General features: G+C 72.7%; 22 protein-coding genes. 10 read left to right on the plus strand and 12 right to left on the minus strand.

Features of this window, described 5'->3' with window-relative positions; translation table 11 throughout:
* The first annotated feature begins 217 nt into the window (after nucleotides 1-217).
* Nucleotides 218-1558 (plus strand): lysine N(6)-hydroxylase/L-ornithine N(5)-oxygenase family protein, encoded by a 1341-nt coding sequence (locus tag DNK56_RS16540; protein WP_111334782.1) that lies wholly within the window; start codon nucleotides 218-220, stop codon nucleotides 1556-1558.
* A gap of 46 nt (nucleotides 1559-1604) precedes the next feature.
* Nucleotides 1605-1817, plus strand: coding sequence for an MbtH family protein (locus DNK56_RS16545; protein WP_111334784.1), 213 nt, complete (start codon nucleotides 1605-1607; stop codon nucleotides 1815-1817).
* 79 nt (nucleotides 1818-1896) lie between these two features.
* Here the strand turns inward: DNK56_RS16545 and DNK56_RS16550 are convergent, their stop codons facing one another.
* Nucleotides 1897-5271 carry a pyruvate carboxylase gene (locus DNK56_RS16550; RefSeq protein WP_111334786.1) on the minus strand — a complete coding sequence of 1125 codons (3375 nt, stop codon included), beginning with the start codon at nucleotides 5269-5271 and terminating at the stop codon, nucleotides 1897-1899.
* Nucleotides 5272-5528: 257 nt separating this feature from the next.
* Here DNK56_RS16550 and DNK56_RS16555 point away from each other — a divergent pair, with 257 nt between their 5' ends.
* On the plus strand, nucleotides 5529-6326 hold the full coding sequence (locus tag DNK56_RS16555) for an IclR family transcriptional regulator (protein WP_199563740.1): 798 nt from the start codon (nucleotides 5529-5531) through the stop codon (nucleotides 6324-6326).
* A 33-nt stretch (nucleotides 6327-6359) separates the two neighbouring features.
* Here the strand turns inward: DNK56_RS16555 and ligD are convergent, their stop codons facing one another.
* The 5 genes from ligD to DNK56_RS16580 form a co-directional block, all read right to left on the minus strand.
* Nucleotides 6360-7328 (minus strand): non-homologous end-joining DNA ligase, encoded by a 969-nt coding sequence (gene ligD, locus DNK56_RS16560; protein ID WP_111334788.1) that lies wholly within the window; start codon nucleotides 7326-7328, stop codon nucleotides 6360-6362.
* Between the two features lie 51 nt (nucleotides 7329-7379).
* Entirely contained in the window at nucleotides 7380-7580 is a 201-nt protein-coding gene (locus tag DNK56_RS16565; RefSeq protein ID WP_111334790.1) for a hypothetical protein, read from the minus strand.
* 186 nt (nucleotides 7581-7766) lie between these two features.
* The gene (locus DNK56_RS16570) at nucleotides 7767-8399 is read right to left on the minus strand and encodes a class I SAM-dependent methyltransferase (protein WP_199563739.1); all 633 of its coding nucleotides are present in this window, start codon (nucleotides 8397-8399) and stop codon (nucleotides 7767-7769) included.
* A 94-nt stretch (nucleotides 8400-8493) separates the two neighbouring features.
* The gene (locus DNK56_RS16575; protein WP_111334792.1) at nucleotides 8494-9228 is read right to left on the minus strand and encodes an SDR family NAD(P)-dependent oxidoreductase; all 735 of its coding nucleotides are present in this window, start codon (nucleotides 9226-9228) and stop codon (nucleotides 8494-8496) included.
* 136 nt (nucleotides 9229-9364) lie between these two features.
* Complete coding sequence (locus DNK56_RS16580) at nucleotides 9365-9547, minus strand: DUF6381 family protein (protein WP_111334794.1); 183 nt, start codon at nucleotides 9545-9547, stop codon at nucleotides 9365-9367.
* Nucleotides 9548-9698: 151 nt separating this feature from the next.
* On the opposite strand from DNK56_RS16580, the gene DNK56_RS16585 reads away from it, so the two are divergent.
* Together DNK56_RS16585 and DNK56_RS16590 are read left to right on the plus strand one after the other, a co-directional pair.
* The gene (locus DNK56_RS16585) at nucleotides 9699-10388 is read left to right on the plus strand and encodes a ribonuclease H family protein (RefSeq protein ID WP_111334796.1); all 690 of its coding nucleotides are present in this window, start codon (nucleotides 9699-9701) and stop codon (nucleotides 10386-10388) included.
* A gap of 189 nt (nucleotides 10389-10577) precedes the next feature.
* On the plus strand, nucleotides 10578-11309 hold the full coding sequence (locus DNK56_RS16590; protein WP_111334799.1) for a CDP-alcohol phosphatidyltransferase family protein: 732 nt from the start codon (nucleotides 10578-10580) through the stop codon (nucleotides 11307-11309).
* Here the strand turns inward: DNK56_RS16590 and DNK56_RS16595 are convergent.
* Entirely contained in the window at nucleotides 11278-11724 is a 447-nt protein-coding gene (locus tag DNK56_RS16595; RefSeq protein WP_111334801.1) for an adenylyltransferase/cytidyltransferase family protein, read from the minus strand. The two genes, DNK56_RS16590 and DNK56_RS16595, sit on opposite strands and share 32 nt — an antisense overlap.
* 153 nt (nucleotides 11725-11877) lie before the next feature.
* Between DNK56_RS16595 and DNK56_RS16600 the strand changes: the two genes are divergently transcribed.
* The 3 genes from DNK56_RS16600 to DNK56_RS16610 are packed head-to-tail and all read left to right on the plus strand — an operon-like array spanning nucleotide 11878 to nucleotide 16102.
* Nucleotides 11878-13140, plus strand: coding sequence for a glycosyltransferase (locus DNK56_RS16600; protein ID WP_111334803.1), 1263 nt, complete (start codon nucleotides 11878-11880; stop codon nucleotides 13138-13140).
* Nucleotides 13137-14867, plus strand: a complete 1731-nt coding sequence (locus DNK56_RS16605) for a lipopolysaccharide biosynthesis protein (RefSeq protein WP_111334805.1) — start codon at nucleotides 13137-13139, stop codon at nucleotides 14865-14867. The genes DNK56_RS16600 and DNK56_RS16605 overlap by 4 nt, the downstream gene beginning before the upstream one ends.
* Nucleotides 14864-16102: a hypothetical protein gene (locus tag DNK56_RS16610; RefSeq protein ID WP_111334807.1), complete on the plus strand. Its 1239-nt coding sequence runs from the start codon at nucleotides 14864-14866 to the stop codon at nucleotides 16100-16102. The genes DNK56_RS16605 and DNK56_RS16610 overlap by 4 nt, the downstream gene beginning before the upstream one ends.
* On the opposite strand, the gene DNK56_RS16615 is transcribed toward DNK56_RS16610, so the two are convergent.
* Complete coding sequence (locus DNK56_RS16615; RefSeq protein WP_446750422.1) at nucleotides 16077-17570, minus strand: hypothetical protein; 1494 nt, start codon at nucleotides 17568-17570, stop codon at nucleotides 16077-16079. The genes DNK56_RS16610 and DNK56_RS16615 overlap by 26 nt on opposite strands.
* A 114-nt stretch (nucleotides 17571-17684) precedes the next feature.
* On the opposite strand from DNK56_RS16615, the gene DNK56_RS16620 reads away from it, so the two are divergent.
* Entirely contained in the window at nucleotides 17685-18875 is a 1191-nt protein-coding gene (locus DNK56_RS16620) for a glycosyltransferase (protein WP_111334809.1), read from the plus strand.
* Here the strand turns inward: DNK56_RS16620 and DNK56_RS16625 are convergent.
* The 4 genes from DNK56_RS16625 to gmd form a co-directional block, all read right to left on the minus strand.
* Nucleotides 18847-19674 carry a glycosyltransferase family 2 protein gene (locus tag DNK56_RS16625; protein ID WP_111334811.1) on the minus strand — a complete coding sequence of 276 codons (828 nt, stop codon included), beginning with the start codon at nucleotides 19672-19674 and terminating at the stop codon, nucleotides 18847-18849. The genes DNK56_RS16620 and DNK56_RS16625 overlap by 29 nt on opposite strands.
* Nucleotides 19671-20384 carry a hypothetical protein gene (locus DNK56_RS16630; RefSeq protein ID WP_111334813.1) on the minus strand — a complete coding sequence of 238 codons (714 nt, stop codon included), beginning with the start codon at nucleotides 20382-20384 and terminating at the stop codon, nucleotides 19671-19673. Before DNK56_RS16630 ends, DNK56_RS16625 begins: the two co-directional genes overlap by 4 nt.
* Entirely contained in the window at nucleotides 20381-22627 is a 2247-nt protein-coding gene (locus DNK56_RS16635) for a LamG domain-containing protein (protein WP_111334815.1), read from the minus strand. Before DNK56_RS16635 ends, DNK56_RS16630 begins: the two co-directional genes overlap by 4 nt.
* Nucleotides 22628-22738: 111 nt before the next feature.
* A complete protein-coding gene (gene gmd, locus DNK56_RS16640; protein ID WP_111334817.1) occupies nucleotides 22739-23752 on the minus strand; it encodes a GDP-mannose 4,6-dehydratase in 1014 nt (337 codons plus the stop codon).
* A 114-nt stretch (nucleotides 23753-23866) separates the two neighbouring features.
* Between gmd and DNK56_RS16645 the strand changes: the two genes are divergently transcribed.
* Nucleotides 23867-24847 carry a GDP-L-fucose synthase family protein gene (locus DNK56_RS16645; protein ID WP_111334819.1) on the plus strand — a complete coding sequence of 327 codons (981 nt, stop codon included), beginning with the start codon at nucleotides 23867-23869 and terminating at the stop codon, nucleotides 24845-24847.
* Nucleotides 24848-24849 lie beyond the last annotated feature (2 nt).

The following is a 24849-nucleotide window of genomic DNA, read 5'->3' on the forward strand; positions in this document are numbered from 1 at the left end:
GACAAGTAAAGCAAGCCTTACCTTATCTTGCAACGAGCGCACGGAACGCACCAGTTGAGGCCGTCCGCGCGGCAAGTGTGTCCGAATAGCGCCTATCGACAGCGCTGACGGATTAGCTTAGGCTCACCTAAGTTCATGGGGCCGCTGCTTCGGCGTGCCCTTTCCTCGCCCGTTTCCCCACATCCGACTGGCGGCTTCCCCGCACGATGGGAGTGACATGTCACAGGCTCGTCCTGGCGACGCAGCACCGGTCCACGACCTCATTGGAATAGGCTTCGGGCCGTCCAATGTGGCCATGGCGATCGCGATCAGCGAGCACAACGCGCGCTCCGGGACGCGAGAAGCGGTGACGGCCCAGTTCTTCGAGCAGCAACCGGCCTTCGGCTGGCACCGCGGCATGCTCATCGACGACGCCACCATGCAGGTCTCCTTCCTCAAGGACCTGGTGACACTCCGCAATCCCGCCAGCGAGTTCAGCTTCCTCTGCTTCCTGCAGAGCAAGGGACGCCTGATCGACTTCATCAACCACAAGAACCTCTTCCCGCTCCGGGTCGAGTTCCACGAGTACTTCGAGTGGGCCGCCTCCCGCGTGGCCGACCTGGTCTCCTACGACCACGAGGTCGTCGGTGTCGCCCCCGTTTCGCACGACGGCGCCGTCGAGTACCTGGACGTGACGGTGCGTTCGGGGGAGGGCCTCACCGTCCACCGCACCCGCAACCTCGTCATCGGCACCGGGCTGCGCCCCCGGCTGCCCGAGGGCGTCGAGCGCGGCGACCGCGTCTGGCACACCTCCGAACTCCTCAACCGCGCCGGTGAACTGGAAGGCACCTCGCCCTCCCGCTTCGTCGTCGTGGGCGCCGGCCAGAGCGCCGCCGAGAACGTCGCGTATCTGCACCGCACCTTCCCGGACGCCGAGGTCTGCGCGGTGTTCTCGCGTTACGGCTACAGCCCGGCCGACGACAGCTCCTTCGCCAACAAGATCTTCGACCCGGACGCGGTGGACGAGTACTTCGCCGCCCCCGACGACGTCAAGCGCCGGCTGATGGACTACCACGGCAACACCAACTACTCCGTGGTGGACATCGACCTGATCGACGATCTGTACCGGCAGGTGTACCGCGAGAAGGTCCTCGGCACCGAGCGGCTGCGCTTCCTCAACGTGTCCCGGCTCACCGACGTCAAGGAGACCCCGGACAAGGTCCGCGCCACCGTGACGTCACTCGTCACCGGCGAGGAGACCCTCCTGGACGCCGACGTCGTCGTCCTCGCCACCGGCTACCTCCCGGCCGACCCGCTCGGCCTGCTCGGCGAGGTCGCCGACCTCTGCCTGCGCGACGAGGAGGGCCGCGTGCGCGTCGAACGCGACTACCGCCTCACCACGGACGCCGCCCTGCGCACCGGCATCTACCTCCAGGGCGGTACGGAGCACACGCACGGCATCACCTCGTCGCTGCTGTCCAACACCGCGATCCGGGTCGGCGACATACTCGAATCCGTCCTCGCCCGCGGCGGCGCGACCCTCGCCGACGCCCCGCGCCCCGTCGCCGAAACGCCCTGACCCCGTCCGCCCGCACCCCACCACCTTCACCCCGGAGGCACCCCGTATGAGCACCAACCCGTTCGACGACCCCGAAGGCCGCTTCCTCGTCCTGGTCAACGACGAGGGACAGCACTCCCTGTGGCCGTCCTTCGCCGACGTACCGGCCGGGTGGAGCGTCGCCCTCGACGAGAACAGCCGCGAGGCGTGCCTGGAGTACGTGGAGAGCCACTGGACCGACCTGCGCCCCCGGTCCCTCGCCGCGTCGATGGACGCCTGACCCGGCGCCCGGCGCGCCCGGACGGCGAAGCCCGCCCCGGTGGAGGCACCTCCACCGGGGCGGGCTTCGCCGCGCGCGATCAGCCGATCTCGATGAGCAGATCGCCCGCCTCGACCTGCTGCACCCGGCCGATGGCCAGCCGGCGCACGACCCCGGCCGACTGGGCGGTGATCGACGCCTCCATCTTCATCGCCTCGATGGTGGCCACCGTCTGACCCGCCGACACCGACACACCCTCCTCCACCTGGAGCGTCACCACCCCGGCGAACGGCGCCGCGACATGGCCCGGATTCGAGCGGTCCGCCTTCTCCGCCGCCTTCACCTCGGTCGCCACCGACCGGTCCCGCACCGACACCGGCCGCAACTGCCCGTTGAGCGTCGCCAGTACGCTGCGGAAGCCGCGCTCGTCCGCCTCGGAGATGGCCTCCAGCTCGATCAGCAGCGTCACCCCCGGCTCCAGCGTCACCGGGTGCTCGGTCTCCGGTTCGAGCCCGTACAGGAAGTCCGAGGTCGGCAGCACCGACGTGTCGCCGTACGCCTCCCGGTGCGCGGTGAACTCCTTGGTCGGGCCGGGGAACAGCAGCCGGTTCAGCGTCGCGCGCGGCGACTCGCGCAGCGCCTCGCGGTCCTCCGGCGACAGCTGAGGCGTCTGTGCCTTCTCGGGACGGCCCCGGAGCGCGCGGGTGCGGAACGGCTCCGGCCAGCCGCCGGGCGGGTCGCCCAGCTCACCGCGCAGAAACCCGATCACCGAGTCCGGCACGTCGAACTTGCCCGGGTCCGACTCGAAGTCCGCCGCCTCCACACCGGCGCCCACCAGATGCAGCGCCAGGTCCCCGACCACCTTCGACGACGGGGTCACCTTCACCAGCCGGCCCAGCATGCGGTCGGCCGCCGCGTAGCAGTCCTCGATCAGCTCGAAGCGGTCCCCGAGCCCCAGCGCGATGGCCTGCTGCCGCAGGTTGGACAGCTGCCCGCCCGGGATCTCGTGGTGGTAGATCCGGCCGGTCGGCGAGGCGAGCCCCGACTCGAACGGGGCGTACACCTTGCGGGTCGCCTCCCAGTACGGCTCCAGGTCGCCGACCGCCTGGAGGGACAGGCCCGTCGCCCGCTCGGTGTGGTCGGTCGCCGCCACCAGCGCGGACAGCGGCGGCTGACTGGTGGTGCCGGCCATCGAGGCGACGGCCGCGTCCACCGCGTCCACCCCGGCGTCGATCGCCGCCATCAGCGTGGCCAGCTGCCCGCCCGCCGTGTCGTGCGTGTGCAGATGCACCGGCAGATCGAACCGCTCCCGCAGCGCCGTCACCAGCGTGCGCGCGGCCGGCGGACGCAGCAGCCCGGCCATGTCCTTGATGGCGAGCACATGCGCGCCCGCCGCCACGATCTGCTCCGCCAGCCGCAGGTAGTAGTCCAGCGTGTACAGACTCTCGCCCGGATCGGACAGGTCGGCGGTGTAGCACAGCGCCACCTCCGCCAGCGAGGTGCCGGTGGCACGCACCGCGTCGATCGCCGGACGCATCTGCGACACGTCGTTGAGGGCGTCGAAGATCCGGAAGATGTCCATCCCCGCCGACGCGGCCTCGGACACGAACGCCTCGGTCACCTCGGTCGGGTAGGGCGTGTAGCCCACCGTGTTGCGGCCGCGCAGCAGCATCTGCGTACAGATGTTGGGCACCGCCTCACGGATCTTGACCAGCCGCTCCCACGGGTCCTCCGCGAGGAAGCGCAGCGCCACGTCGTAGGTCGCGCCGCCCCAGCACTCCAGGCTCAGCAACTGCGGCACGGTGTGCGCGACATGCGGGGCGACCGCCAGCAGATCACGGGTGCGGACCCGGGTGGCCAGCAGCGACTGGTGCGCGTCGCGGAACGTGGTGTCGGTGACGGCCACCGCCGACCGCGCCCGCAGCTCGGCGGCGAACGCCTCCGGACCCAGCTCGGCCAGCCGCTGCCGGGAACCGGGCGGCGGCGTCCCCGGCGGCAGGGCGGGCAGCTTGTCCGCCGGGTCGATGACCCGGGGACGCGGCCCGTACGGGCGGTTGACCGTCGTCTCCGCCAGATAGCCGAGCATCCGGCTGCCCCGGTCCGCCGACGGACGGGTCCGGATCAGCTCCGGATGGGCGTCGATGAAACCGGTCGTGACCCGCCCCGCCCGGAACTCCGGATGGTCCAGCACCGCGCCCAGGAACGGCAGGTTGGTCGCCACCCCGCGGATGCGGAACTCGGCGATCGCCCGGCGCGCCCGGCGGGCCGCGTTGGCGAAGTCGTGCCCGTGACAGGTGAGCTTGACCAGCATCGAGTCGAAGTGCGCCGACACCTCCGCGCCCGTGTGGACGGTCCCGCCGTCCAGCCGGACACCCGGACCGCCGGGGGAGCGGTACGCGGAGATGGTGCCGGTGTCCGGACGGAAGCCGTTGACCGGGTCCTCCGTCGTGATGCGGCACTGCATCGCGGTCCCGGTGAGGGTGATGTCCTCCTGGGACAGGTGCAGTTCGGGCAGCGTCATACCCGCCGCGATGCGCAGCTGGGCGATCACCAGGTCGCGCCCGGTGACCTGCTCCGTCACCGTGTGCTCGACCTGGATGCGCGGGTTCATCTCGATGAAGACATGGTTGCCGCGCTCGTCCACCAGGAACTCGACGGTGCCCGCGTTCACATAGCCGATGTGCCGGGCGAAGGAGACCGCGTCGGCACAGATCCGGTCCCGCAGCGCCGGGTCCAGATTCGGGGCCGGGGCGATCTCCACGACCTTCTGGTGGCGGCGCTGGAGCGAGCAGTCCCGCTCGTAGAGGTGCACCACGTTGCCCTCGGCGTCGGCCAGGATCTGCACCTCGATGTGGCGGGGGTTGATCACCGCCTGCTCCAGGAACACCGTCGCGTCCCCGAACGCGGAGCGCGCCTCGCGCATCGCCGCGTCGATCGCGTCCCGCAGCTCCGCGGGCTCGGCGACCCGGCGCATCCCGCGCCCGCCGCCACCGGCGACCGCCTTCACGAAGACCGGGAAACCGATCTCCTCCGAGGCCGCGACCAGGGCGTCCACGTCCTCGGACGGCTCCGACGACTTCAGCACCGGCACACCGGCCTCGCGGGCCGCCGCCACCGCACGCGACTTGTTGCCCGTCAGGTTCAGCACCGACGCCGGCGGCCCCACGAACGTGATGCCCGCCGCCGCGCACGCCGCCGCCAGGTCCGGATTCTCCGACAGGAACCCGTAACCGGGGTAGATCGCGTCCGCCCCGGCCCTGCGGGCCGCCTTCACCACCTCGTCCACCGACAGATACGCCCGCACCGGATGGCCCGGCTCACCGATCCGGTACGCCTCGTCCGCCTTCGCCCGGTGCAGGGAGTTGCGGTCCTCGTGCGGATACACGGCCACCGTGGAGATGCCGAGCTCGAACGCCGCGCGGAACGCGCGGATGGCGATCTCCCCGCGGTTGGCGACCAATACCTTGTCGAACATCAAACTCCCCAGTCGTGTCACGAGGGCGTCAGGGACGGCCGCACGGCGACGGGCACACGTGTCCTCGGAAGCCGTACGGCGGTGGCGATGCGCTCCGTGACCCTCCGGGTCCGGAGTGTTCGACACCGTACCGGAGACTTCCCCGGAGATCGCGAGCACAAAAGATGGCTTGCGTCACGTCCCGGAAACCTCCCTCCACCGCACCCCTTCCCCGGGACGTTTTGCCGCTCCCCGGCAGCCGGGCCATGCTGGTGGGCATGGCCGACCACGCCGGCCCCGAGCCCGTCGCCGCCGTCCGGTGCTCCCTCCGCCTGCTGGAGGCCGCCGGGCAGCACGGGAACGGGGCGACCGCGCAGCAGCTGGCCCGCGAGGCGGGGCTCCCCCCGGACGCGGCACGCGAGCTGCTGTCCCTGCTGGTCGGCGACGGGTATCTGGCGGAACGGGACGACCACACCTTCGTCCTCGCCGAGACGGTCGCGGACCCGGGCCCCGGCGCGGACACGGAGGTGTGCGCCGGCACCGATCCGGCTGCCGGAGCCGGCGCACGGCAGGGGATCGCGCGCGTGCGGCCCGCCCTCGCGGCCCTGCGCGACCAGCTGGACGCCGCCGCCTATCTGACGCTCTACGTGGACGGCGAGATCCGGGTCATGGAGATCGTCGACAGCGTGCGCGCCCCGCGCGTCGACCTGTGGGTCGGGCTCGACGAGGCCGGACACGCCACCGCCCTCGGCAAGAGCGTGCTGCGCGAACTGGACGAGGAGGCGCGCGCCGACTACCTCTCCCGGCACGAACTGACCGGGCTCACCCCGCGCACCATCACCCACGAGGAAGACCTCGTCCGGCAGCTCGACGGGGAGCCCGCGCCGGTCGTCATGGACCGCGAGGAGTACGTGCGCGGCACCACCTGCGTGGCGGTGCCGGTCTACCGCGGCGAACAGATCGGCTCCCTCGGCATCTCCTTCCGGTCCGACCGGATGTACCGCAGCTCGCAGGTCCGCGCCGGCCTCCTCTCGGCCGCCGTACGCGTCTCGCGGGGACTCACCCTGCCCGGCTGACGGAGGCGGGGCCGCGAACCGTACGGCCACCGGTCAGTCCAGCCGGGTCAGGTCCGGGCGCAGCCGCTGCCACACCGGATGCCGCAGCCGTCCGGCCGCCGTCCACTGCGAGGCGGCGACCTCCGCGACCAGACGCGGCTCCACCCAGTGTGCCCCGGCCACATCGACCGGCCCGCTGAACGGCGACGAGGGGCGGGCGATCACCCGCAGATACTCCCTCAGCTCGCCCAGCTCCCGGTCGGACATCCCGGACCCCACCGAGCCCGCGTACCGCAGCCCCGCCGGGTCGTCCACGCCGACCAGCACCGCCCCCGGCACCCCTTCGGGCGCCCCGTTGCGCTGGGTCCAGCCGCCGATGACCACATCCAGGGTCTCGACCCGCTTCGTCTTGCGCCAGTCGGGTGACCGGACGCCCGGCAGGTACGGGGAGGTGAGCCGCTTGGCGACCACCCCCTCCAGCCCGCCGCGCACCACGGTCTCCCACGCCTTCGCGCCGCTCCCGCGCACATACGACGGCACCGACCAGTGCGGCCCGGCCGGGAGGAGCGCCGCCAGGACCGCGCGGCGCTCCTCGTAGCCCAGGGCGGTCAGCGTCCGGCCGTCCAGGAACATGACGTCGAAGACCACCAGATGGGCGGGCAGGTCCAGCGCGAGCCGGGCCGCGCGGCGGGCGTTCATCACGCCCATCCGGCGCTGGAGCAGCCCGAAGTCCGACCGCCCCGCCGTGTCCAGGGCCACGATCTCGCCGTCCAGGACCACGCTGCGGCCCCGCAGCACCTCGCCCAGGGCGTGCAGCTCGGGATAGGTCGGCGTGACGTCGTTGCGGGCCCGCGAGGTCAGCCGCAGCGTGCCGTCGCCCGGCGTCGAGACGACGCAGCGGGCGCCGTCCCACTTGGCCTCGAAGGCCCACCCGGTGTCCGGCACGGGCAGGGGGCCCGGCACGGCCAGCATCGGTGCGATCGACGGAAGCGCCCCGGAGGCGTCCGCGGGGATGAGGGCCATGGCCCCATGATCGAGCGGCGGGCCGGTGCCCGCAGTCCGGGAGCGGGCCGCTCAGCCCGTCGGCTCGTCCGGCACCGGGTGGTCGGGATCGGCGGCGGAGTCGTCCCCCTCGCGCCCGGTGTGCGACGGCGTCGGCACATCCATCGGGTCCTCGCCCTCCTGGACCTGCCGGTCGGGCAGGTCCGCCGGAATCGGCGGGGGACTCGGGGCCGCGCCCTTGTGGACGGGGCCTTCCGGTCTGCGGTCGGTCATGGGTTCCTCCGTCGTCGTCCCCGCGGGCGGGCGGCAGGGCACCGCTCGCCTCACCCGGCCGGGTACCCTCGGCGCGTCGGCCAACCCATTGTGGGCCGGTCGGCACCGCACGGCATGTCCGCGGGGACGCGGGACCGGCGGCTCGGGCCGGCCCGCGACGCCGCCCCCTCCCTCCGTCGGCCGGGCTCAGTCGCGGCGGGCGAGCAGGAACATCTGCGGCTCGGGGACGGCGGCCGGGACGGCGGGCACGAACATGGTGCTCTGCCGCGAGAGCACGGTGAACCCGGCCTCCTCCACCAGCGCCGTGAACGCGTTCTCGCCGAAGCTGGTCACCTCGACCGGATGGCCCATGAACGTACCGCTCACGCCCTCCACGTCCAGCGGCACCGTCGCCACGGCCAGATGACCGCCCGGCCGCAGCACCCGCCCGGCCAGGCGCAGCACCTCCGCCTGATCCGGGCGCGGCATCTGGAGCAGCGCGAAGTACATGCACACCGCGTCGAAGCCGGCGTCCTCCAGATCCATCCGGCGGATGTCCGCGCAGCGGAACTCGGCCGCCGGGACCTGGCGCGAGGCGATGGCCACCATCACCGGGGAGACGTCCACCCCCAGCACCTCGTGCCCCGCGTCCACCAGGGTCTGGGCCGTCGGCCGGCCGGTGCCGCTGCCCACGTCCAGCACCCGGCCGTGCGGGGGCATGACCTCCAGGAGCTGTTCCAGCGAGGCGCGGTGCGCGGCCGAACCGGCGAACGCCTCCTCGTACTCGGTACCCAGTGCGTCGAACACCGCCGCCGCGTCGCGAGGCTGTCCCGCTGCCATGGCAGACCCCTTCCTGCTCCGGTCCTGTTCCGGTGCACCCCCCACTTCTACTGCAACGGGCACACCGCCGGTGGGAAGACGCCCGCACCGCCCGTCAGCGGCCCCCGGACACCCGCAGCACCGTGCCCGTCGCGTACGAGGCGTCCGGCGAGAGCAGCCAGGCCACGGCGCCCGCGATCTCCTCCGGTTCGCCGGGGCGGCCCAGCGGGGTGCCGGGGCCCAGCCGGTCCGGACGGCCGGGGTCCGCGTGGAAGTCCGTGCGGATGACGCCGGGCGCCACCGCGTTGACGCGGATACCGGCCGGACCGACCTCCTTGGACAGGCCCACGGTCATCGTGTCCACGGCCCCCTTGGCGGCGGCGTAGTGCACGTACTCGCCGGGGCTGCCCAGGGTGGCGGCGGCCGAGGACACGTTGACGATCGCCCCGCCGCCGGTCCGCGTCATGTCGCGCACCGCCCGCCGGGCACAGAGCAGATAGCCCAGGACGTTGACCTCCAGGGCGCGCCGCATCCCCGCCGCGTCGGCGTCGGCCAGCGGGCCGACCGGGCCGCTCGTGCCGGCGTTGTTGACCAGGCCGGTGACCGGGCCCAGCTCGGCCGCCGCCGTGTCGAAGAGGCGGTCCACGTCCTTCTCGTCGGCCGTGTCCGCCCGTACCGCCGCACAGCGCCGGCCCGTCGCGCGCACCGCGTCGGCCACCGCCCGCGCCGCCACCTCGTCCGAGTGGTAGGCCAGGGCGATGTCGTGCCCCTCGGCGGCCAGCCGTACGCAGACCGCCGCACCGATGCCCCGGCTGCCTCCGGTGACCACCGTGACCGGCCGACCGTTCATGACGGGCCCCTCGTCTCTCGTCGTACCCGCTTGCCCGCCCATCGTAGGCAGGGGCGACCGGGTGTCCGCGCACACGTCGGTGGACCGTCACCCACTCATGGAAGAGCGACGGTCCACCGGTCCGGGCACCCCGTCGTCACACGGGGAGGCCGCCGCTCCCCGGGAGCTCCGGCCGCTCGCTGCGCTCGCGCAGCCTGCGGGCCTTCTCCCGCAGGCGCACGCGCTGCTCCGGGTCACGGGTGCGTTCGGCGGCCTCGGCCAGGTGCCGGGCCGTCTCGCGCAGCTGGTCGGCCCCGTACACCTCTCGTACAACGCTCATCGTCACTCCTCGGGGACGGTGGGGGAGAGCGGGTCACTCCAGGGAAGCAGCGCGCCGTCACCCACGCACCACGAACCATCACCCTGGGTGAGGTGTGCAGGTGGGGGCCGGGTGGCCGGGACCGGGCCGGCGCGCTGGCATGATCGAGGGTATGAACGAGCGCATGATCGCCGCGTGTGACGGGGCGTCCAAGGGCAATCCCGGACCCGCGGCCTGGGCCTATGTGGTGGCCGACGCCGAGGGCCGGCCCCGGCGGTGGGAGGCGGGCCCGCTGGGCACCGCCACCAACAACGTCGCCGAGCTGACCGCCCTGCGCGAGCTGCTGGAATCGGTCGGCCCCGAGGTGGTGCTCGAAGTCCGGATGGACTCGCAGTACGCGATGAACGCGGTCACCAAATGGCTGCCCGGCTGGAAGCGCAACGGCTGGAAGACCTCCGCCGGCAAACCCGTCGCCAACCGCGACCTGGTGACCCGCATCGACGAACTCCTCGGCGGCCGGGCCGTCACCTTCGTCTACGTACCGGCCCACCAGGTGGACGGCGACCCGCTCAACGCGCTCGCCGACCAGGCCGCCAGCGAGGTGGCCGTCAGCCAGAGCGCCGCCGGCACCTCGCAGGGCTCGCCCACCCCCGTCCCCGCGCCCTCCCGCGCCACCGAGGGGCGGCGGTCCGGCACGGCGGCGAAGAGGACCGGCGGCACGGCCCGCAAGGCGGGCGGCGCCACCATCCGGGCCAGGTTCGCGGGCCGCTGCCACTGCGGCAAGCCGTACGCCGCCCAGGAGATGATCGCCAAGAACGACCACGGCTGGGGTCACCCGGAGTGCCGCACCGCCGCCGTCTGACCGCCCTCCCGGACGGCCGCGTGGCGGCCTGTGGGCACCGGATTCCGGTCAACCGGCCCCGTCCGCACACCGGGTGGGGTGATCCACCCGCGGTGGGGCGCCGCCCCGTGCCATGATGCGGCTCCGGCGGCGCGCGGTGCGCCGCCGGAAAGCGGTGGGTGGAGCCCGCCGAGACACGCTGGGGGGCGTATGGAAGGCACGACGACGGTGCTGGGCCGGCTGCGCGGGGCGCAGAAGACGGCCAAGGGGGTGTCGCTCTACTCGCGGTACGTGAACCGCCCGGCCGGCCGGCTCTTCGCGGCCGCGGCCTTCCGGCTGGGCATGACGCCCAATCAGGTCACGCTGGTCAGCGCGGCGTTCACCTTCTCCGCCGTCGCGGGCGTGGCCCTGGCGCGTCCCGGCCCCTGGACGGCGGTGCTCGTCTACCTCGGGCTCGCCGCGGGCTTCGCGCTCGACTCGGCCGACGGGCAGCTCGCCCGGCTGACCGGGCGGGGCGGGCCCGACGGGGAGTGGCTGGACCATGTCGTGGACTGCGCCAAGATGATCCTCGTCCACACCGCCGTGCTGATCGCCTTCCACCGCTTCTTCGCGCTGCCCGGCGACGGCTGGCTGCTGCTGCCGCTCGGCTTCCTGTTCGTCGCCGTGCTGACGTTCTGCGCGGGGCTGCTGCGCGAGCAACTCGGCAGGGCGGCGGCCCGCGAAACGGCCGAGCCGCCCGAGCCCGCCGGGCCGCCGTCCCGGCTGCGGGCCGTGGCCCTGCTGCCCGCCGACTACGGGGTGTTCTGCCTGGTCTTCCTGCTGCTGGGCGACGAGACGGTGTTCCGGATGGGTTACGCCGTACTCGCCGCCGTGCACGCGCTGTTCCTCGTCGCGTTCCTGGGCAAGTGGTTCAGGGAACTGAAAGCGCTCCGGGCGCACTGATCAGGGTGTCCAGCGCGCGGCGCAACTGGGTGCTGGAGGTGTGCACGGTGTACGGGAAGTACACCACCTCCACACCCACCTCGGCGAAGTCGCGTTCGAGCTTTCTGCCCTTGTCCGTGTCCCGCCAGTCGTCCCCCTTGAAGATGACGTCGAACCTGACCTGCTGCCAGGTCTCCACCTTCTCTGGGACGGTCTCGACGAACGCGGCGTCCACGTACCGCACGCTCCGCACGATCTCCAGCCGTTCCGGCAACGGGATCACCGGCCGGTGCCCCTTGGCGAGGGTGGCCATCTCGTCGGAGACGACCCCCGCCACCAGGTAGTCGCACTGGCCGCGCGCATGCCGAAGAATGTTGAGGTGCCCCACATGGAACAGGTCGTAGACCCCCGGCGCGTAGCCGACCCTGTGCACCATCCGTTCTCTCCCCCCACGGTGAACGTGATGTCCGATAGTCCAACGACCTTACTCTGAAGACCACTTGCTCATCTCATGAACGGATAAGCTCGCTTTCGGGGCCGTTCCCCGACGGGAACACCGGTGGCTCCGGGGGAAGGAATCGAGCGCCCGATGGCGGACGAAGAGCACCACAGACCGTTCGAGCACCGCAGCCTGCTGGTGGTCTCCACGAACTACGCGCCGGAACTGACCGGCATCGGCCCGTACGCCGCCCAGCTCGCCGAGCACTGGGCCGCGTCCGGCGCCGACACCCACGTACTGGCCGGCATGCCGCACTACCCGGCCTGGCGGACCGACCCCGCCTACCGGGGCATGTGGCGCGTCGAGGAACACCGCGCGGGCGTCACCGTCCACCGCAGGCGACACTACGTACCGCCCCGGCAGAGCGCGTTACGCAGAGCCGCCTTCGAGGCGAGCATCCTGGCACACGGCCTGCTCGCACCCCCCGCCGTACGGCCCGACGCGGTGGTCTCCCAGCTGCCCAGCCTCGCCGGCGGGGTCGTCGGCGCCCGCATCGCCCGCCGCCACCGGGTGCCGTACATACCCGTCGTCCAGGACCTGATGGGCGCCGCCGCCGCGCAGAGCGGCATCCGGGGCGGCGACCGGGCGGCCGCCCTCGCCGCCCGCGCCGAACGGTTCGCCCTGCGCGCCGCCACCCTCGTCGGCGTCATCCACGAGAGCTTCGTCGCCCGCGTCGCCGCCTACGGCGTGGACCCCGGCCGCATCCGCACCGTTCCCAACTGGAGCCATGTGCGCACCCCTTCGGCCGACCGCGCCGCGACCCGGGCCAGGCTCGGCTGGCGCGAGGGCACGCCCGTCGTCCTGCACTCCGGGAACATGGGGCTCAAGCAGGGCCTGGAGGTCCTGGTGGACGCCGCCCGCCTCGCCCCCGAGATCCGCATCGTGCTGATGGGCGACGGCAACCAGCGCGACGCCCTGCGCGCCCGCGCCGCCGGACTGCCCAACCTGGAGTTCCTGCCCCCCGCCGACGCCGAGGAGTTCACCGACATCCTCGCCGCCGCCGACGTCCTCGCCGTCACCCAGCGCGCCTCGGTGCTCGACATGAGCGTCCCCTCCAAACTCACCTCCTACTTCGTCTCCGGCCGCCCCGTCGTCGCCTCCGTCGCCGACGAGGGCGGCACCGCCCAGGAGGTACGGCGCTCCGGGGCCGGACTCCTCGTCGCGCCCGAGGACCCGGCCGCCGTGCTCGGCGCCGTCCGCAGACTCGTCGAGTCACCCGCCGAGGCCGACGCGCTCGGCGCCGCCGGGCCGCGCTACGTGGCACACCATCTGGGGCGGGACGCCGCACTCGCCCGCTTCGACGCCCTGCTCACCGAGGCCCTGCAGGACGACCGGGAGGGACCGCAGCGATGACCGAACCGATCCGCGCGCTGGACGAGCACGACGAGCCCGCCCTGCTGCGGGACCAGTTCCGCCAGCTCCTGCGCTACCGGGCCCTCCTCGTCACCGGAGTGGTCCTCGGCCTCGTCGGCAGCGGCTGGCTCGCCCTGAGCGGCGAGGACACCTACGCCGCCACCGGCGAGGTCTCCGTACGCTCCGCCACCTCCGACCCGTTCGCCGCCGGCGCCTCCGCCGACAAGGGCATCAACATCGGCTCCGAACGCCAGATCGCGGGCAGCGACGCCGTCGGGACCATCGCGGCCGGCAGCCTCGCCAAGCACGGCGACACCGTCGAGGTCGGCACCCTGCTCTCCGGCCTCCAGGTCACCAACCCGCCCAACACCCTCGTCCTCAAGTTCGCCTACACCGGCCGCACCCCCGAGCAGGCGAGGGCCAGGGCTCAGGCCCTCGCCAAGGCATACCTGGAGATACGCCGTGAGCGCACCGAGGACAGCATCGACAACATGATCGACGGCTACCGCACCCAGCTGAAGCCGCTCACCGAACAACGTGACCGGCTCGCCGAGCAGGAGACCGGGACCGGAGGAGGCATCACCGGCGCACGGGCCAAGCTCATCGTCGCCATCTCCGGACTCGACCAGAAGATCTCCGAACTGCGCGCCCTCGACACCACACCCGGCTACCTCAACAAGAAGCCTGTCGCCCCCACACAACCCGCCGGGGCCGGGCTGCCGCTGCTCCTCGGACTCGGCGGCGTCGTCGGACTCGCCCTCGGCCTGCTCATGTCGTGGGTGCGCCTCGTCTTCGACCCGGCCGTCCGCTCCACCAGGGAACTCGTCCGCTCCCTCGGCGCCCCGCTGCTCGGCAGCCTGCCCAGGGAACGCGGCGCCGCCCGCGCCCTGCTCGCCATCGGCCACCCCGGCAGCCGGCTCGCCGAGGAGTACCGGGCGATCGCCTTCCGGCTCGCTTACGACCCCTCCTTCGCCGAACGCCGCCGCCTCCTGGTCACCGCGCCACGCGGCGACAACGACATGGCCCGCGCCGCCGCCGCCAACCTCGCCGCCGCCTTCGCCGAGATGGGCCGGGACGTGCTGCTGGTCGAGGCCGACCTGCGCACCCCGTCCCTGGCCGAGGACCTGGGCGCGGTCCACCCCGGCCGGGGCCCCCGCCGGCCCGCCGGCAACGAGGACCGCACCTGGCCCTCCGACAGCCGCGCCAACGTGGACGTCCCCGGATCGGGAGCCTTCACCCTGGTCGCCGGCCGCCCCGCCGACAACGTGCCGCGCGCCCTGACCTCCGCCCCCGTCAGCCGGCTGCTCGCCGAGGGCGGCCGGCCCGGCGCGGTCGTCATCGTGCTCGCCCCGCCGGTCCTCTCCTACGCCGACGCCGTCGCCCTCGTGGACCGCGTCGAGGGCGTCGTCATCGTCTGCCGCCCCCGCGAGGTGCACCGCAGCGACCTGGAACGCATCCGCGAGATCATCGGCGCGGCCGGCGGCTCCGTCCTCGGCGCGGTCCTCCACCCCGGACACGGCAGACTGGAGCGGCGGACCCGCGCCAAGGCCCCGGAGACCGGCGAACGGCGCGGCCGGCCCGCCGCCCAGAACCCCGCCGCACGCGGCCGGTACGGCGACCCCGACATGGCGGGGCGCACCGGCGACCCGGCCGAGACCCTCGGACTGCGCACCGTGGACGGCGGCCCCGGACACGGCGACCGCAACAGCGCGGCCGGACACAGATGAGGGCGCGCACCGCGATCGTCTGCGCGGTCGCGGACCAGGGGGTGGCGGCCCTCACCAACATCCTGGTGCTGGTGGCCGCCGCCCGGCTCTCCACCGTCGAGGACTTCGCCCGCTTCTCCGCCGTCTACCTCGTCTTCACCGTGCTGCTCGGCGTCTGCGGCGCCTACACCGGCCAGCCGCTCGTCCTGCGCCGGGGCGGCGGCGAGGACACCCGCGGCGCCTGCCGGTCCGCCTGCTGCTTCACCCTGCTCGCCGCCGCCGCCGCCGGCGCACCCCTCGCCGCCGTCTGCGCGCTGCTGCCGGGCTCCACGGCGGACGCCCTGATGACGCTGGGGCTGGTGCTGCCCGTCGTGCTCGGCCAGGACATCGCCCGCTACGCCTTCGCCACCCTGCACGCCCAGCACCTGGCCCTGGCCTCCGACGCGCTGCGGCTGGTCTGCGTCATCGGCGCCCTCGCCCTGCAACCCCACGGGGCACCGGCCGCCCGGCTGATCGCCGTCTGGGGGCTCTCCGCGCTGCCCGCGCTGCTGCTGTCCGCCGCCGCCCTGCACCGCAGAACGGCCGGCGCCCCGCTCGCCCTGCGGCCGTTCCTCGCCAAGGGGCACCTCGGCCGGCGGTTCGTCGTCGAGTTCGGCGTCGGCAACGCCACCTCACAGCTCTCCGTGCTCGGCCTCGGCGCCGTCGGCAACCCGCTCGTCGTCGGCGCCCTGCGCGGCGCCACCACCCTCTTCGGCCCCCTCAACGTGCTGTTCACCTCCGCCACCGGCTTCGGCCCCCCGCTCCTGAGCCGCCTCGCCACCGACCGGCTCCGGGTGCGCGCCACCGCCGCGCTCGCCGCCGTCCTGGCCCTGACCGCCGCCTCCTGGGCCACCCTCCTCGCCCTGCTCCCCGACTCCGCGGGCCGCCACCTCCTCGGCGCCACCTGGCCCACGGCGGCCTCACTGCTCCCCGCCACCGGCAGCCAGTACGCGGCGATGGCCGCCGGCACCTGCGGACTGCTGGCCCTGCGCCTCCTGGACCCGCGCACCACGCTCGCCATCCAGGTGGTCTTCTCGCTCGCCGCCGTCGCCTTCCTCACCGGTGGCTACGTCATCGGCGGCGTGCCGGGAGCGGCCTGGGGCCTGTGCCTGGGCTCCGTCTGCAAGGCGGTCGCCACCTGGGTCCGGGTGGCCCGGCTGCGCCGCGCCGGCACCCGGGGCCCGGTACGGGTCAGTGCGGACGCCGCCCGGACCTGAAACTGGTCACCATCGCCAGGCACAGGGCCGCGATCGCCAGCTTCCCGGCCGCCTGGAGCAACGGGCCGCGCAGCAGGATGAAGGTGTAGCCGGCGATCAGCGGCGCAGCGATCGCCAGCACACTGCCCGGCCCCGGCCCGTCCCGCGAGACCGCCCGCGCGTAACGCCGGTCGGTGCGCGCCGCCCCGTACCCGGTCAGCGCCAGGCCCCCGAGCACGCCCACCGCCCCGAAGTCGACCCACAGCTCCGTCCACAGCGGCGCGGAGAGGTTGGTCATGTTCATCCCCATCCACTGCCCGACCCGCACCCCGGTGTCCTCCGGCTTCCCGCTCCACACCGCGCGGGGCACGAAGAAGAAGGCGGACCCCGCCAGCTGCCGCCCGTAGGTGTGCCCGCCGCGGGCATCCACCCAGGTCACGGTATTGGCGAACATCACCGTCTGGTCGTAGTCCTTGGTGGCCAGCGGCTCGAACACCGACGACGACTCCACCGGCCGGTACCCGTCGTCGTCGTAGCGGAACCGGTCCGCGTACGGGAACAGCACCAGCGCCCCGATCACCCCCAGCGCCAGCACCGAGCGGTACATCGCGGCACTGCGCGGGAACGCCGTGAACAGCAGCGAGACCAGCACCGTCAGGAACCAGTAACGCGCATTCGAGATCGGGTTGTTGACGATGACGTTGACCACCGCCAGCGCACACCAGACCAGCACCGTGGACGGCGAGCGGCGGGCCCGGCGCGAGGTCACCAGCTTCCGCGTGTGGAACAGCAGCGCCAGCAGCGCGGGCACCGTGCCGAAACCCTTCAGGAACGCCGAGCCCACATTGGACTCGCCCGACGCGACGCCGCTCGCCGCCACCGACGCGCTGATCTCCTGCCGGCTGGAGAAGAACACCGCGGGCCCGCCCAGCTTCAGCACGTAGTACCCGCTCGCCGCGAACGCCAGCAGCACCAGCAGCCGCAGCCGCACCGGATGCGCCGTCGCCCCCCGGCCGTCACCGCGCGCCCAGCGGCGCCGGCGCAGTGGGCGCCGCGACGCCAGCAGCGCCCCCAGGTCGAAGGCGGCACACCCCACCAGCACCAGCGCCACCGCCGTCACCAGGTCACCGCGCGGTCCCACCACCGGCGTCGGAGTCTGGCCGATGACCGCCTGGGCGAACGCCGCCACCCCCATCGCGATGTACACGAACATCCAGAACACGCCCTGGAGCAGCCGCCGGCGCGTGGAGAGGATCATCGTGGCCAGCCGGGCCCCCGAGTAACAGGTGAGCACGAGCTGCAACCAGTACGCGGTGTCCCGGACGCCGGTGCCGGGCTGGGCGGCGATCAGCGCCGGCAGGAAGCACACCAGGCCGAGAATGAGCGGCACGGCCAGCGCCCGCGACAGCATCGCCCAGGACAGCGGCGCGGCCGGCCGCCCGCTCGCCCGCACCGGCGCCGGGGACACCTCCTGGTGCAAGGACACCATCAACCCCCCGTCTCCGAAACGCCGTTGTGTAGGCACACATTAACGAATCACCACACGTGAGGAGATACGACGACTAGTCTGTGAGGGCCGGGAACGAGAATGAGGGGGACCCTGGTGAAGATCCTGCACATCGTCACGCTGCACACACCGGACCACGCCTTCGGCGGTCCGACACGGGTGGCCCTGAACCTCTCCAAGGTGCAGCGCGCCGCAGGGGACGACGCCAGGATCATGGCGCTCGGCGACGGCTTCGACGGCCCGCTGCCCGACCGGGTGGAGGGCGTCCCCGTCCACCTCTTCCGGGCCCGCCATCTGCTGCCGGTGTTCGAGGTCAGCGGCATCACCTCCGGCGCCCTGCTGCGCGCCGCGCGCCGCATGATGCGCGGCGCCGACCTCGTCCACGTCCATCTGATGCGCGACCTGGTCACCCTGCCCGCCGCCCTGCTCGCCCTCGCCTCCGGCACCCCGCTGGTCGTCCAGACCCACGGCATGGTCGACCCCACCGAGAAACGGGTCGCCCAGCTCACCGACCTGCTCGGGGTGCGCAAGGTGCTGCGCGGCGCCGACGCCGTGCTCCACCTCACCGAGGCCGAGCGGCTCGACGTCAACGCCGTCGCCGCCCCGGTCGCCCTCACCCGGACCGTGCGCCTGGTCAACGGGGTGCGGCCGCAGGAGTTCAAGCCCGCCCGCCCCGCCGGCCGCCCGCCGACCGTGCTGTTCCTCGCCCGCATCCAGGCCCGCAAGCGCCCGGAGGACTTCGTGTCCGCCATGCCCGCCGTCCTCGCCGCCCACCCGGACGCCCGCTTCGTCCTCGCCGGACCCGACACCGGGGCCCTGCCCGGCACCCTCGACCTGGCCCGCAGGCTCGGCGTCATGGACGCGCTGGACCATGTCGGCCCCCTCGGCCACGACGAGGTGCTGGCCGCCGGCCGGGAGGCCGATGTGTACGTGCTGCCGTCGATCGAGGAACCCCTGGGCGTCTCCGTGCTCGAAGCGATGTCCGTGGGCACCCCGGTCGTCATCACCCGCACCTGCGGCCTCGGCCCGGATGTGGCGCGCGCCGGGGCCGGCCGGGTGATCGACAGCCGCGTCGGCCAGGACGCCGCCAACGCGGACAAGGTCGCGCGGGCGATCCTGGAACTGCTGGAGCCGGAGGCCAACGCGGCCGCGGGCAGGGCCGCCCACGAACTGGTCGGCGAGCACTTCACCATCGACGTCGTCACCCGCACCCTCCGGCGGACCTACGAGGACGTGGTCCGCCGGAGGAGCCCGCACGTCAACCGGACGGCTTCTCCCGCGACTTGAGGGCGATTTGCCAGCGGTAGAAGCTCATCGCCAGGGCGAAGTCGAACCCGGCGCGCCCGTCCAGGAACCCCCGCCGGTAGACGTACATGTAGGCGAACGACACCAGCGGTTTGAACGGCGCCCGGTGGAACACCTGCCCCTGCCGCGACTTCGCGCGCCGCACCTGCTCCTTGACCTCCGGGTGGTGGTTCAGCCACGCCTCCCAGTCCGAGTACCGGTTGTGCCGCTCGAACCACGCCGAGACGGGGTCCAGGTCCTGGTGCTCGATCGGATGGACCAGCGCCGCCGTGCTCTGCGCGACCGGCTGGTAGTGCCCCTCCACCTCGCCGATCCCCGGCGCGTCCAGATCGCCCACCTCCGGGTAGTGGCAGCGGGTCCGGTCGGTCAGCGACCGCTTGCGGATGGTGTAGCCGTGCCGCAGCCGCTTCCCCGAGAACCAGTAGCCCAGCGGGATGTCGTACGCCGCCGGCCTCGGTGCCTGCGGATCGGCGAAGACCCGCCGCAGCTCGGCCAGCAGTCCGGGGCTCAGCCGCTCGTCCCCGTCGAGCAGCAGAATCCAGTCCAGATCCGTACGGACATGGTCCAGGCACCACTGCTTCTTCCGGGGGTGCCCGCCGTCCCAGGTGTACAGGACGACCTCCGCACCGCACTCCGCCGCGATCTTCGCCGTGTCGTCGGAGCTGTGCGAGTCCACGACGACCACCGCCTCGAAATGATCGATGACCGACCGTACGGCCTCCGCGATGTTGAGCCCCTCGTTCTTCGTGGGGATCGCCACGGCTATCGGCAGCTTGTTCATCCGTTGTCCCCTTCGGGAAGCCAGGCGTAGCAGCCTGTGGAAGTGAAGGCGAGTGCCGCCTCGGTGATCGTGAGCGTGCTGCGCTTCCCGTCGCCGGAGGAGCCCGAGTCCAGCACCTTGCCGCCGCGCCCCGTCACCTCCCAGGAGCAGGCGCCGGTGGGGGAGACGTTCCGGTAGCGGCCGGGCCGCAGCGCCGCGCCCCGGTGTACCCCGTCGGCGTAGCCGAGCGCGGCCCGGTCCACCACCTCCTGGTGCCGGGGGCACAGATGGGCGACGGCGGGTGCCGCGTCGGCCACCTCGCCCGTCACGACGGCACCCACCGCCGTGTCCGGGTCCACCTTGACCAGATAGCTCAGCCGGTCGCAGGTCTCCTGCCCGGTCTCCAGCACCGCCGCCGGGTCGATGCCCACGGGCACCCGGTCGATGAGGTACTCCTTCTGCTTCTCGGTGAACGTGCCGGTGGCCGGCGTCAGCCGGTCGGTGGGGACGGTGGGTGGCTCGCTGCTCCGGGCGGGCCGGGGTCCGGCGGACGCGGGCCCGGAGGGCGCCGCGTCCGTCCCGGCCACCGGCCCGGAGGAGGCGGGGGGTGTTCCCGCCGCCCGTCCGCCGCCGCTCCCGCCGTCGTCCCCGTCACCGGAGGACGAACCGCAGGCGGCCAGCACCGCCGCCGCCAGGGCGACGGCGGAACCGGTCAGGAACGGATACCTCATCCACCCGTCCTCAGCGCGTAATGGGCGGCGACCTGCGAGGAGCTGAGCACGGCGGGATACACCGCGGTCTCGTCGATCTGCCCGGCGAAGTAGTTGCTGGAGGGCCGGTTGGGCCAGGTGGCCAGGTTGTCCCCGCCGACCCGCCAGTAGCCGGTGTAGTTCGCGCTCTTGGTGTACCAGGGGTTCCAGGCGCGGAGCTGTCCGTCCACGTACAGGGCCATGCCGTTCGACCCCTGGGTGGCCACGACGTGGTGCCAGGCACCGTCGTTGTAGGCCCCGGGGGTGCTGATGGTCTGGCCGCCGTGGTTGCTGGTGCCGAAGGTCAGCCGGCCGCTGTTGAGCATGTACACGTGCTTGTCGTACTTGCCGCTCAGCTCCATGGTGTTGCTGCCGAAGCCGATGATCTTCCCGCCGCGCGTGGTCGTGGTCTTGATCCAGGTCTCCACGGAGAACGCCGAGACGCCCGATCTGCTCCGGTTGCTGTACGCGTACTCGTTGCTGCCGTTGAACCCGATCGCCGTGGAGGATCCGGAAACGGCGGCCGATGTCTGCCGGTACGCGGGCGAGTTGCGCAGGAAGCCGTTGTCCAGCGAGTCCGTGGTGTCGGCGGCGAACGTCGAGACGCCCTCGTCGTAGCGCCAGTAGAGCGAGGCGCCGTCCGCCACGACCCGCTGCGGGTACGCCTCGGCCTCCGAGGCGACGACGGCTGTCACGGCGGGCGACTTGGCGCTGGTGTTGGTGCCGTCGCTCGCGCTGATCCGGTACGTGTGCGTCTCGCCCGGCGCCACGTCGGTGTCCGTCCACCGCAGCTGCGGCCGGTCCCAGAAGACCGAGTAGCCCGTCGTGGTGTATACCGGGGTGCTCGCCCCGTCCTTGTAGACGCGGTACGTGAGCGTCCCGTCGTCGGTGTCGAAGCTGGTCTGCCAGTTGACGTCCACCCGGTCCGGCTCGACCGTGGACACACTCACGTTGGGCACCCAGGGCGCCCCGGTGTCCGGGCCGTCCGCGAAGCGGGTGAGCCCCTGCTGCGGCTTGCTGTTGACCGTGGTGAACTCGCCGCCCACCCACAGGTAGTGGTGGCCGCCCTTGTCCGTCTGCGCCATCACGCGCGGGCCGACCGGCTCACCGATCCCGTCGTTGGTGTCCGGGAACCACGGCAGCAGCTTCGGGTCGTCCACCGACTGGGCCAGCAGATGTTTGCGCGGCTGGTCGGGGAACTCGCCCATCGATGCGCAGTCGTGCGCGTGGCTGCCGCTGTAGAGCACCCCGTTGTGGACCAGGATCGCCTGGGTTGCACCCAGGCAGGTGTCGCGCCACACCTGGTCGAACGTGGTGAGGTCCAGGGCGATGCGGCCGTCGAACACCCCGCCCCCGGTGCCCTCGTTGGCGGTGTAGAACTGCGTGGCGTCGCTGGTGAGGTCCTGCACCGTGGAGGTGTTCGGGATGAATCCCGGGTAGCTCCGGTCGATCGCCCCGGTGGTCGAGTCCACCACCGCGAGCGCGTGGCTGTTGGTGCTGTTCACCCGGAAGAAGTCCCCGCCGAGCACCACGTGCTGCCCGTCCGGTGTGACCTCGAGCGCCCGGCCCACCTCGTCCGCGTTCGCCGTCCACGGCTTCAGCTGGGCGCCGGTGGTGACGGCGGCGAAGTAGTTGCGGTTCTGCCCCTCCACACTGTTGAAGTCGCCCCCGAAGTACACCGTGTCACCGGTGACCGCGAGCGCCCGCACGGTGGCGGACACGGCGACCTTGAAGTCCTGGCGCGGGGTGCAGGTGGCGGTGTCGATGGCCGCGATGTTGCTGACGCCCTCACCGTTCACCCGTCCGAACCGGCCGCCCGCGTACAGCGTCGAGCCGTCCGGGGACAGGGCCAGCGCCCGCACCGTCGCGGTGCCCGAGGAGAGGGTGAAGGACAGGGAGCAGTCGGCGGGCTCGCCCGTCGCGGCGTCGAACGCCGCGAAGTTCACGGCGGGCTGCTCCGAGGTGCCCGCCGCCGCCCCCGGCGGCCGCAGGGTGGAGAAGGTGCCGCCCGCGTAGACCACCCCGTCGTCGGACGCGGCCATCGACCAGACGATGCCGTTGGTCTGCCAGGTCGACAGGTCGTCCGCGGTGATCGAGACGGGCGGGGTGAGGGCGGCCGCGGGGGTACCGCTCGCCGCGGCGGCGCTCAGCGCACCGGCGAGCAGGCAGAGCGCCGCGGCCGTGGCCCGCGTCCGGCCGGGCCGGCGCCCCGTGGTTGGTTTCATCATTCAGCTCCGAAGGTGAGAACGGGCTGCGGCCGGTGGGCCGCGGTTGCTGTCCCGCCCGGCCGGCTGCCGGTGGGGACGGTCGAGAACGCGGAACCTGTCTGCCCCGCCCTACCGGTCCACCCGTACGGCGGTCCCGGCGAGTTCGTCGGCGAGCCGGCGCACATCGGCGTCGACCATGATCCGGGCCAGCTCCCGGGACCGCACGGCCGGTTTCCAGCCGAGCAGCTCACCGGCCTTGGAGGCGTCCCCGATCAGCGCGTCCACCTCGCTGGGCCGTTCGTACTTGGCGTCGTAGCGGACGTACTCGCGCCAGTCGAGGCCGGCGTGCTGGAAGGCGTACTCCAGGAACTGCCGCACGCTGACGCCCTCACCGGTGGCCACCACGTAGTCGTCCGGGGTGTCGCACTGGAGCATCCGCCACATCGCGTCCACGTACTCGGGGGCGTACCCCCAGTCGCGTATCGCGTCCAGGTTGCCCAGGTGCAGCCGGGTCTGCAGCCCGGCCTTGATCCGGGCCACCGCACGGGTGATCTTCCGGGTCACGAAGGTCTCCCCGCGCCGCGGCGACTCGTGGTTGAACAGAATGCCGTTCACCGCGAACATGCCGTACGCCTCGCGGTAGTTGACCGTCGCCCAGTACGAATACACCTTGGCGACGCTGTACGGGCTGCGCGGGTGGAACGGGGTCAGCTCGTTCTGCGGGGGCGGGTTGGCGCCGAACATCTCGGAGGACGACGCCTGGTAGACACGGGTGTCGATGCCGCTGGCCCGGACCGCCTCCAGGAGCCGGATCGTGCCGAGCCCGGTGACGTCGCCGGTGTACAGCGGCGCGTCGAAGGAGACCCGCACATGCGACTGCGCGCCCAGGTTGTACACCTCGTCGGGACGGATGTCCCGCAGCAGGTTCACCAGCGCCACCCCGTCGGCGAGATCGGCGTGGTGTAACACGAAGGACCGGCTCTCCTGCTCCGGGCCCTGGTAGATGTGGTCGATCCGCTCGGTGTTGAAGCTCGACGAGCGGCGGATCAGGCCATGGACCGTGTAGCCCTTCCGGAGCAGGAGCTCGGACAGGTACGAACCGTCCTGTCCGGTCACTCCGGTGATGAGCGCGGTCTTCGTCATGTTTCCCCCTTCTGTGTGTGCCCGTGGGGCAGTTGGTTATGGAATCCCGAGGGCCGGGCGGCGGTTCGGGCAAAACGTCACCGCTCCCACCGGTCGCTGGCACAATCCGTCAGCATGACAACTGATTTCCCCGGCCCTCACCGGGAACGCGTCCCGTCCCTGTTACGCCCCGGTTCCCGTGTGTTCGTCGCCGGCCACCGGGGTCTGGTGGGTTCGGCGGTGGCCCGCCGCCTCACCGCCGACGGCCATGAGGTGATCACGCGCGGCCGTGACCTCCTCGATCTGAGGGACGACGGGGCGACCGCCGCCTTTCTGCGCGACATACGCCCGGACGCCGTGGTGCTGGCCGCCGCGCGGGTCGGCGGGATCATGGCGAACAGCACGTATCCCGTGCAGTTCATCGAGGACAACCTGCACATCCAGCTGAGCGTGATCGCCGGGGCGCACGCGGCCGGCACCGAGCGGCTCCTCTTCCTCGGCTCGTCCTGCATCTACCCGAAGCTGGCCCCGCAGCCGATCCCCGAGAGCGCCCTGCTCACCGGGCCCCTGGAGCCCACCAACGAGGCGTACGCGCTGGCGAAGATCGCCGGCATCGTGCAGACGCAGTCCTACCGGCGCCAGTACGGCGCCTCCTACATCAGCGCCATGCCGACCAATCTCTACGGCCCCGGCGACAGCTTCGACCTGGAGACCTCGCATGTGCTGCCCGCCCTGATCCGCCGCTTCCACGAGGCCCGTGAGTCCGACGCCCCCACCGTCACCCTCTGGGGCTCCGGCACCCCCCGGCGCGAGTTCCTGCACGTGGACGACCTCGCCGCCGCCTGTGTGCTCCTGCTGGAGCGCTACGACGACGACACGCCCGTCAACATCGGCTGCGGCGAGGACCTCACCATCCGTGAACTCGCCGAGACCGTCGCGGAGGTGACGAGGTATCAGGGTGAGATCGCGTGGGACACCGGCAAACCCGACGGCACCCCGCGCAAACTCCTGGACGTCTCCCGGCTGAACGCCCTCGGCTTCGCCCCGCGCGTTTCGCTGCGGGAGGGCGTGGCGGACACCTACTCCTGGTGGCTGCGGCAGCCGGACACGCCCTAGCC

The organism is Streptomyces sp. AC1-42W, from assembly GCF_003248355.1.
Classification (GTDB): domain Bacteria; phylum Actinomycetota; class Actinomycetes; order Streptomycetales; family Streptomycetaceae; genus Streptomyces.